The organism is Legionella drancourtii LLAP12 (assembly GCF_000162755.2).
In the GTDB taxonomy this organism is placed as follows: Bacteria; Pseudomonadota; Gammaproteobacteria; order Legionellales; family Legionellaceae; genus Legionella; species Legionella drancourtii.
This window is the reverse complement of record NZ_JH413798.1, coordinates 141586-149406: the sequence shown is the minus strand read 5'-3', so window position 1 is coordinate 149406 and position 7821 is coordinate 141586. Positions and strand designations below refer to the sequence as shown.

Genomic DNA, 7821 nt, shown 5'->3' with positions numbered 1-7821 from the left:
TACCGGCTGCCGCAATTGGGCCTTTACCATCAATTGGAGTACCTAAGGCATCAACTACACGACCAAGAAGGCCATTACCTACTGGCACTTCAAGAATACGGCCGGTACATTTACCTTTTTGACCTTCTGCTAGAGAGGTCGCATCGCCAAGAACTACCGCACCTACCGCATCACGCTCAAGGTTTAATGCTAAACCATAGACCCCACCTGGGAATTCAATCATTTCCCCAGCCATCACATCTTCAAGACCATGTAAAGTAACAACACCGTCTTTTAAACTAACCACAGTACCTTCGTTACGTGCTTCAGATACTACATTAAAATGTTCTATTTTCTTTCTGATTAATTCGCTGATTTCAGAAGGATTTAACGCTACTTGTTCTGACATGGAAATTATCCTCTAAATTAAGCGGCCAAGCCGGTGCTAAGTTTATTGAGTTTGCCCCGAACCGAACCATCGATAACTAAATCGCCTGCCCGAATGATTGCTCCGCCAAGCAAGGAAGGATCAATACTAATTTTTAACGAGACTTTGCGCTGTAAGCGCTGACTTAATGACTCAATTAAGCGCTCTTGCTGTGCGGCAGATAAGTCAGAAAAACTACTTACATCCACATCCAGAGTTTTTTCTTGCTCTGCGCGAAGCACTTCATATAGAGCACTAATATCAGGTAAGAGCATTAATCGTTTATTGGTAGCCAGTAATGAAATCAAATTATTGATTGATTCGCTTACCCCGGAGTTGCTCAAACCCTGCAACAACTCAATATGTTGTTCTACTGTCGATGCAGGGTTTTCAATAAACTGCGCAGCTTCAGGATTCAACACGGCTTGTGCGAGTGTCATCAATCCTGCTGACCACTCAGCTAATTTTTTCTCTGCTAAGGCAGATTCAAAAATTGCCTTGGCATAGGGTCTGGCGATGGTGGTGCTATCAGACATATTAAATCTCTTCTATCAAGTTATCTAACAGTGCAGTATTCGCTTTAGCGTCCACTTCACGCATCAAAATTTTCTCAGCGCCAGTTATTGCTAATTTGGCAACTTGTTTACGCAGCTCTTCTTTTGCGTGATTTACTTGTTGCACCAATTGCTCTTGAGCAAGTTTTACTTGCATTTGAGCTTCTTGTCGCGCAGCTTCTTTTGCTTCTTCAATAATTTGGGCGGCACGCTTATTTGCTTTTTCAATAATGTCAGCTGATTGAACTTTAGCTTGCTTTAACTCATCTTTTACACGATGTTGTGCCAATTCAAGTTCTTTACGGCCACGCTCAGCAGCGGATAAACCATCAGCAATTTTATCTTGTCTTTCTTCGAGTGCTTTTGCTAATGGGGGCCAAACTAATTTCATGGTAAATAAAACAAAAGCGGCAAATACCAGCATTTGTACTATTAAGGTTAAATTAATATCCACCGTTATATCTCCTGCAACAATCAGGGCGCTTTTGCGCCCTGATCATTTATTATCAAGAACCCAGGTTGCTTAGGAAAGGGTTTGCGAAAGTGAAGAACAATGCGATACCCACTCCAATCATTGTTACCGCGTCTAACAGACCAGCAACGATGAACATTTTTACTTGTAACATTGGCACCATTTCAGGTTGACGAGCAGAGCCTTCTAGGAATTTGCCGCCAAGCAAACCAAATCCTATCGCTGTGCCCAATGCACCTAAACCAATCAACAAGGCAACCGCAACAACGGTCATACTTTGAACTTGTGCTATTAAACTAGCAGCTTGCATATTTATCCCCTTTAAAATGGATGGTGAAAATAAATCGGTTAATGTTCTTCGTGTGCCAAACTAAGGTAAACAATAGTCAACACCATGAAAATAAATGCCTGCAATGTAATTACCAGAATGTGGAATATTGACCAACCAAGCGCCAGAATAAACTGGGCTAAGCCTAGGGTCGCTGTACCCACAGGTGATGTTATTGAAGCATTTAAGGTTAGCAAGGCAATTAAGATAAATATTAATTCGCCGGCGTATAAATTTCCAAATAACCGCAGCGCTAAAGAAATAGGTTTAGCAATCAGGCCAACCAATTCGAGCAACAGGTTAAATGGTATAAATACAGGGTGGTTAAAAGGTTGTAATGTTAGTTCTTTAATGAACGTTTTCGCGCCTTTTATTTTAATACTGTAAAAAAGAATCAATATAAATACGGTGATTGACAGGGCAAAGGTCAAGTTTAAGTCATTCGTTGGCACCACTTTTAAATAGTGGACGCCACCAGTTTGGGCAAGCATGGGCAGTATATCTACCGGTACGATATCCATGAAATTCATCAGGAATACCCACATAAAGATGGTTAGTGCCAAAGGACCTATTAATTTGCTTTGACCATGAAAACAATCTTTTACCTGATTGTCAGCAAACTGCAGCATCAGCTCGGCAAAATTTTGCAATTTGCCAGGAACCCCGGTTGTTACTCTACGTGCCCCCAAATACATGAGTGCTGAAACAATAATCCCGATGACTAAAGAAAAAAACAATGTATCGAGATTTAAAGTCCAGAAACCACCGCCTGAACCCATTTTCATATCACTGACGTTATAGGTTAGGTACGTTAGATGATGCTTGATGTAATTTGTGCTAGATACCATTTCAGTCACTTTCGGGCCTATTCTGTTTATTAACAATAATCAAGGGTGCAAACCAATGCGTCATTAAAATCATGATGTACGATGCAAAAAATGCCAACGGCGTGATTTTAATCCATACAAATACAGCAGTAAAAAGCATGATAGACAAAACCATTTTCATAGCTTCGCCCTTATAAAAGCTATTTACTATCTGTTTTGCAGATCGCGCGCCTTGATACTTAAATAATTTTCTTGCGAAATATGCGTTAGGAACAACGCAGACCATACCACCAAGCAATGCTGAAGCTGCTGCATTAGTACCATACAGCACCGCGCATAAAGCAGCAAAGACTACGGTTGTGCCTAACTGTACTAGCCATAACCGTACAATTCCGCGCTTACTCAGCTGTTTGTTCACATATTCACCTACGATTTACCGCGCGGATTATAAAACATCCTGATTCAATGATCAACAATCGTAACAGTATTTATCGAATGTTAATACTTTTCATGTATACTACATGAGCAAATTCTTAATGAGTAAAAATATGCTGGTGTTTAATATTGCTAAATTTAACCCCTCTAAGAATACCAAAATCGGTACCGGCGCTAAATTTTCGCACAAGGTGTGTCGTGGAACCTTAAAAGATAACCCCAAAACATGGATAAGCAAGGAAATGCCCGATCCTGTAAAAGCGAAAATCGAACTCTTGAGTCAAGAATTTTTCCGCTTACTGATTCCGCACCAACCCGAAACACTGATTGCACGCAATTCAGTAACAGGTACTTATTACATCCTTTCTGAAGAGGTCATAGGTTATCGCAATCTGCCCAAAGGTGAAGCACATAATTTTGCCAATGGCCGCTACCATGGCTTAGGCCAAATTACCGTAGGTGCTCTGTATCTACAGGAAATTGATCTAAAAAATGGTAATATAGGACTTGATGAACAAAATAAGGCGATCAAGATCGACGGTGACTGGTGCTTTGCCGAATCTCGCTTTCGTGGACGCTATAAATTAACACCGCTTGCGATTGCCCAGCTTCCTTATCCTAGCAAAGATAACTATACCTTCAATTGGTTAGAGGTAGTTAAAGAAAATGTATACCAAGCAAAAAGCAGCATCATTGCCCCTACACTGGCAAACTCAACGCAATTTCGCGCTGAGGCGAATGAAGCCTTGCTTAAAATAAGCCTAATCCCCAATCGTTATTTGGCACACTTTGTTGATAAATACATGCCAGCGGGTGGTTCCTACTACCTCAACTTGTTGCAGGCACGCCGTGATGAATTAACGATGAGTGCCTGCCAGAATCCATCCTTTAGCGCCTACCTGAAAACACCTGCAGCACGTTTAGAAGCGGTAAACTTTCTCCACTACTTAAAAGAATTTAAAGCCGCGGGTTCACCGATTATCCCACAAGAAGAACATGCTCGCTTGGAGTTGGACTTTAAAATACTACGTGATAAATTAATACCTACCGTGCCAGCCAAAGCCACGAACGCTTCGCGACACAGAGATTCTGTTAGCGAATTACATGCTAAATGCCAGCAATTGCTAACGCAGATAAAAATGCATGCCCACCCTAAAGACCGATTATTACAACAATACATTCGCTTATTTGAGCTTAATCTAAAGTGCAAATCGCACAACATTAATGAACTCTATCAGTTGCAAACCGATATAAAACCAATACTGGCAATTATAAATTCTCCAGAGGTAGCAGCGGTGAAAAAAACCATCCAGACGCTACGTATAAGTGCTGGATTTTTCACCTTGCACAAAAATAATAAAGCCAATCAAATTGAAGATGCTTTATTTAACACCCCCCTTGAAGCACGTAGCAAGATTATTTCCAGTACAAAAATTAATGCGGTACAAGAAGCACTGGCCTCGCATAGGCATTTAGGTAAAAGAGGCACGATTTATAAAACTACAGATCGGGATATTGATGAATCGAAAGCAGCGCGTTCTTTTAAGGATCTTAAAGCCCTTTTTAAAAATACACCAGAGTGCATAGATTATAAACCCACTCTAGCCAGTGAGTCCAGGCAGAAAATTTAAAGCAATTAACCGAAAAGTTAATCTAAACTCAGTAAATAAGGATAATATTATGGCATATCAAAGATTTCAATTATTTAATAAATTAGGTGGTCATGTGAAAAAACCATCTGAAGAAGAGTTAAGAGAAAAAGTCCGTGAACTACAAGACGAGAACAATCAATTAGTCGGTAGAAAATGGGAACTAGAACTGCAAATTGCGAGTAACGACCCTAATATAAATACAGAAGAATTACGCCATAGACTTAAAAATGTTGAACAGCAAATTGACCGCGGTAATTATCAAGAACAATTAAAGGAACTGCTTACTAAAATCCGCGATATGGAAATCGAACGCACAGGCCATTCTAAAATAAATAGCGGTTCGCCTTATACGATATAAGCGCGGCACGACCCCATACTGCCCAAATAGTGCTCGCCATTCCTGATCAGACACCGGCAGTTCTGCGAATCATTCTGTTTGCAGTAACGTGGGCTATGATCAGGATGAATATAGGCGTAACTAACAATAAACTCATCAAAAAGACAACCAAAAAGATTAATTATAGATCAAATTTTGATTTTAATGTCTATACTTACAATGTGGGACGTAATTATCCTCCCATGGATAGTACGTAATGTTTATTAACCTCGCCAAAGGAAATAACATGCCTGATAAGATCCAACACACCGCGGCCAGTCTGCAACAAAAAATGTTAGCTCGCTATAACGATGGCTTACATCACAAGCATAACAAACATCACCTAGAGTATCGCAAACATTGTCGATCTCATCCTTGTAATCAGAACAACAATATAGATGAAGAAGAACTAAATGGTTCGACTGGACTGTTACGTGAGTTTAAATTAAGAAAAATGAGAAAACGACCGGACAAAGGACAATTCCATTAACCCAAATGACATCCTGGGTGCGATGGATGAATAAATCTATAGCCCCAGGAATCTGCCCATAATCATCCTATAATTCAATAGAGTCCCCTATTTTTGGTAAACTAAATATTTAAGCACTTTAACTACATGGACTACTCCTGTTGTACGTCTAGCAATATTAATAACGGTTGCCGCTTCGCTTGGGCGAACATCCCCCATTAGATAAACAGTAGCATCAGCGGTAATTACCTTAAAAGCATTAGGATCGATAGACGAATCAGCAAAAATTTGACTACGAATTTTCGTGGTTAACCAACTGTCTTGTAGCGTATTTGCAGGAATGTCACGGACACGTACTTCATTAAAAAAACGGCGATATCCTTTAATATTGCTTAATCGCCGTTGTAATTCTGCATTTATTTCTGGAGTAGGCACATGACCAGCAACTAAAATATCACCATTAAAAACGGCGATATCCAAAGCACAATTAGGGGTTTTAAACAAAGAATCAACCGTTAACGCATTATTCACTTTAACGTACAAATGATAATCGTCTAGTTTTTTATAAACATCATGTCGATCATAAACCAATGAAGCACCTGTCCATAAACTGCTACTAGAACAGCCGAGCAGTCCCATCAACATGAATATAATCACTAAAGTAAAACGTCCGTGTTGTTGCAACATATCAGCGAATATATTGGAAAATTTTAACGACTTTACGAACCCCATTAATGCGTCGTGCAACATCAACCGCTAAGGATGCTTGCCTATCTGTAACAATTCCCATCAGGTAAACAACCCCATTTTCGGTGACTATGCGTATAGAACCTGATTCAAGTCCTTTTCTAGCAAGCATACTGCTTCTAACTTGACTGGTAATCCAACTATCTTTTGTGCGTTGGGTTAGAGGAATAGGGTAACTGACAATGACCTCATTATAAACACGTTCTACGCCTGGCGTGCTTTGCGCTATTTTTTCAGCTAAAACACGTAGCGATGCCGTTGGTGCTTGTCCCACCAATAAAACAACGCGGTTAAAACTAGTTACCAGTATTCGCGAATCACTAAATTGCCGATTAGTGACAATATTTTTATGAATTACATGAAATAAGCGCGTATCAGCTTCAATAGTCATCATGCCACGCCTATCGTAAACCATACCAACAGCAGCGCCGGTAACCACTGCAGCAACACAACCACTAAGTAATGTTACAACTAAAACCAAGACAACGGATTTTAATTTTGAACTTAAATTCATTTTTTTATCCTAAAACTTGACCAAATAATGACTGATCAATTAAATCACAAAAACAATGTAATATGAACAGGTGCATCTCTCTTATCCGCGCCGAACTATCAGACGCAACACGTAGTTCCATATCTTCCGGACCTAGGTGGGTGGCCAAAACACCCCCATCACGCCCGCTTAAAGCAATGGTATCCATGCCACGTTCATTTGCGGCTTGCAACGCATGCAACATGCTGTCGGAATTACCCGTGGTGGTTAATAATAACAATACATCCTGCTCTTGCCCCAATGCTTGTATTTGCCGTGCAAAAACTTGGCTGTAATGATGTTCATTGGCAAAGGAACTAATACTAGGCGCATCAGCACTTAAATTAAAAACCGGTAGCGAAGGGCGTTCCACTTCAAAATGATTGAACATGGCACTAGCAAAATGCATGCAGTTAGCACTTGAACCACCATTGCCGCACAATAATATTTTTCCATCGCCAAGCAAACAATTAACCAATCGCTGACCTGCCCTTGCGATTGAATCAGATAAAGCATCAGCAAGCGCAATTTTTGTTTCGATATTAATACCAAAAAGGTATCTTACTCTTTCTTCCATTTGAACCATTTTTTAAACCTTAATTATTGCTTACCTCCACCTCAGTTATGTGGATCAAGGAGGTGCGAAGTAGATAGAGCGTTCCTAATTTAATAATCCATGCCAAAGGCATCTTTTAACCAGGTAATCGATGCTGATTTTCCATCAATACTGATTACATCAAAACGCATTGGTAATTGGCACTGCGCTTTATGAGTTTGTATATAATACAATGCTGATTTTATTATTTTTTGTCTTTTAGCGTAAGTAATACTTGCAATGCCACCACCAAAATTAGCAGAAACACGTGCCCGCACTTCAATAAAAACCAAATAATCTCGATCACGCATGATTAAATCAAGTTCACCCACACGACAATTGTAGTTTTGCGTGACTAATTTAAGGCCTTGCACTTCGAGGTAAGCCAGAGCCTTTTCTTCAGCAATACGCCCTTTTTCACGCATAGT

Annotated in this window: 12 protein-coding genes and 1 pseudogene; 3 read left to right on the top strand and 10 right to left on the bottom strand. The window is 40.0% G+C overall.

Translation table 11 applies throughout. The features are described 5' to 3' along the window. From LDG_RS02280 to LDG_RS02255, 6 genes and pseudogenes are all read right to left on the bottom strand, one after another. Nucleotides 1–388, bottom strand: a pseudogene (locus LDG_RS02280) (F0F1 ATP synthase subunit alpha); the annotation flags it as partial. A gap of 17 nt (nucleotides 389–405) precedes the next feature. Next, a complete protein-coding gene (locus LDG_RS02275; RefSeq protein WP_006869495.1) occupies nucleotides 406–942 on the bottom strand; it encodes a F0F1 ATP synthase subunit delta in 537 nt (178 codons plus the stop codon). A 1-nt stretch (nucleotide 943) separates the two neighbouring features. Then, nucleotides 944–1414: a F0F1 ATP synthase subunit B gene (locus LDG_RS02270; RefSeq protein ID WP_006869494.1), complete on the bottom strand. Its 471-nt coding sequence runs from the start codon at nucleotides 1412–1414 to the stop codon at nucleotides 944–946. A gap of 52 nt (nucleotides 1415–1466) precedes the next feature. After that, nucleotides 1467–1742 carry a F0F1 ATP synthase subunit C gene (gene atpE / locus LDG_RS02265; RefSeq protein ID WP_006869493.1) on the bottom strand — a complete coding sequence of 92 codons (276 nt, stop codon included), beginning with the start codon at nucleotides 1740–1742 and terminating at the stop codon, nucleotides 1467–1469. A gap of 38 nt (nucleotides 1743–1780) precedes the next feature. Beyond that, nucleotides 1781–2608 (bottom strand): F0F1 ATP synthase subunit A, encoded by an 828-nt coding sequence (atpB, locus tag LDG_RS02260; protein ID WP_083821359.1) that lies wholly within the window; start codon nucleotides 2606–2608, stop codon nucleotides 1781–1783. Nucleotide 2609: 1 nt separating this feature from the next. Then, on the bottom strand, nucleotides 2610–3005 hold the full coding sequence (locus LDG_RS02255) for a F0F1 ATP synthase subunit I (protein ID WP_040534176.1): 396 nt from the start codon (nucleotides 3003–3005) through the stop codon (nucleotides 2610–2612). A 118-nt stretch (nucleotides 3006–3123) separates the two neighbouring features. On the opposite strand from LDG_RS02255, the gene LDG_RS18315 reads away from it, so the two are divergent. The 3 genes from LDG_RS18315 (at nucleotide 3124) to LDG_RS02240 (ending at nucleotide 5540) form a co-directional block, all read left to right on the top strand. Further along, nucleotides 3124–4653: a hypothetical protein gene (locus tag LDG_RS18315; RefSeq protein ID WP_006869490.1), complete on the top strand. Its 1530-nt coding sequence runs from the start codon at nucleotides 3124–3126 to the stop codon at nucleotides 4651–4653. A 49-nt stretch (nucleotides 4654–4702) separates the two neighbouring features. Next, nucleotides 4703–5032 carry a hypothetical protein gene (locus LDG_RS02245; RefSeq protein WP_006869489.1) on the top strand — a complete coding sequence of 110 codons (330 nt, stop codon included), beginning with the start codon at nucleotides 4703–4705 and terminating at the stop codon, nucleotides 5030–5032. A 265-nt stretch (nucleotides 5033–5297) separates the two neighbouring features. Continuing rightward, the gene (locus LDG_RS02240; RefSeq protein ID WP_040534187.1) at nucleotides 5298–5540 is read left to right on the top strand and encodes a hypothetical protein; all 243 of its coding nucleotides are present in this window, start codon (nucleotides 5298–5300) and stop codon (nucleotides 5538–5540) included. 87 nt (nucleotides 5541–5627) lie between these two features. On the opposite strand, the gene LDG_RS02235 is transcribed toward LDG_RS02240, so the two are convergent. The 4 genes from LDG_RS02235 to LDG_RS02220 all read right to left on the bottom strand — a co-directional run bounded on the left by LDG_RS02235 (nucleotide 5628) and on the right by LDG_RS02220 (nucleotide 7818). Continuing rightward, nucleotides 5628–6203, bottom strand: coding sequence for a BON domain-containing protein (locus LDG_RS02235; protein ID WP_199484642.1), 576 nt, complete (start codon nucleotides 6201–6203; stop codon nucleotides 5628–5630). A gap of 4 nt (nucleotides 6204–6207) precedes the next feature. Further along, nucleotides 6208–6780: a BON domain-containing protein gene (locus tag LDG_RS02230; protein ID WP_006869486.1), complete on the bottom strand. Its 573-nt coding sequence runs from the start codon at nucleotides 6778–6780 to the stop codon at nucleotides 6208–6210. A 4-nt stretch (nucleotides 6781–6784) separates the two neighbouring features. Continuing rightward, nucleotides 6785–7384: a D-sedoheptulose-7-phosphate isomerase gene (locus LDG_RS02225; protein WP_006869485.1), complete on the bottom strand. Its 600-nt coding sequence runs from the start codon at nucleotides 7382–7384 to the stop codon at nucleotides 6785–6787. 80 nt (nucleotides 7385–7464) lie between these two features. Continuing rightward, a complete protein-coding gene (locus LDG_RS02220) occupies nucleotides 7465–7818 on the bottom strand; it encodes a YraN family protein (protein ID WP_006869484.1) in 354 nt (117 codons plus the stop codon). Between the last annotated feature and the right edge of the window lie 3 nt (nucleotides 7819–7821).

Bases quoted from the DNA above. Each gene is read 5' to 3' on its own strand.
- LDG_RS02225 (WP_006869485.1), bottom strand. From the start codon at position 7,384: ATGGTTCAAATGGAAGAAAGAGTAAGATACCTTTTTGGTATTAATATC.
- LDG_RS02230 (WP_006869486.1), bottom strand. From the start codon at position 6,780: ATGAATTTAAGTTCAAAATTAAAATCCGTTGTCTTGGTTTTAGTTGTA.
- LDG_RS02275 (WP_006869495.1), bottom strand. From the start codon at position 942: ATGTCTGATAGCACCACCATCGCCAGACCCTATGCCAAGGCAATTTTT.
- LDG_RS02245 (WP_006869489.1), top strand. From the start codon at position 4,703: ATGGCATATCAAAGATTTCAATTATTTAATAAATTAGGTGGTCATGTG.
- LDG_RS02220 (WP_006869484.1), bottom strand. From the start codon at position 7,818: ATGCGTGAAAAAGGGCGTATTGCTGAAGAAAAGGCTCTGGCTTACCTC.
- LDG_RS02240 (WP_040534187.1), top strand. From the start codon at position 5,298: ATGCCTGATAAGATCCAACACACCGCGGCCAGTCTGCAACAAAAAATG.
- LDG_RS18315 (WP_006869490.1), top strand. From the start codon at position 3,124: ATGAGTAAAAATATGCTGGTGTTTAATATTGCTAAATTTAACCCCTCT.
- atpE (WP_006869493.1), bottom strand. From the start codon at position 1,742: ATGCAAGCTGCTAGTTTAATAGCACAAGTTCAAAGTATGACCGTTGTT.
- atpB (WP_083821359.1), bottom strand. From the start codon at position 2,608: ATGGTATCTAGCACAAATTACATCAAGCATCATCTAACGTACCTAACC.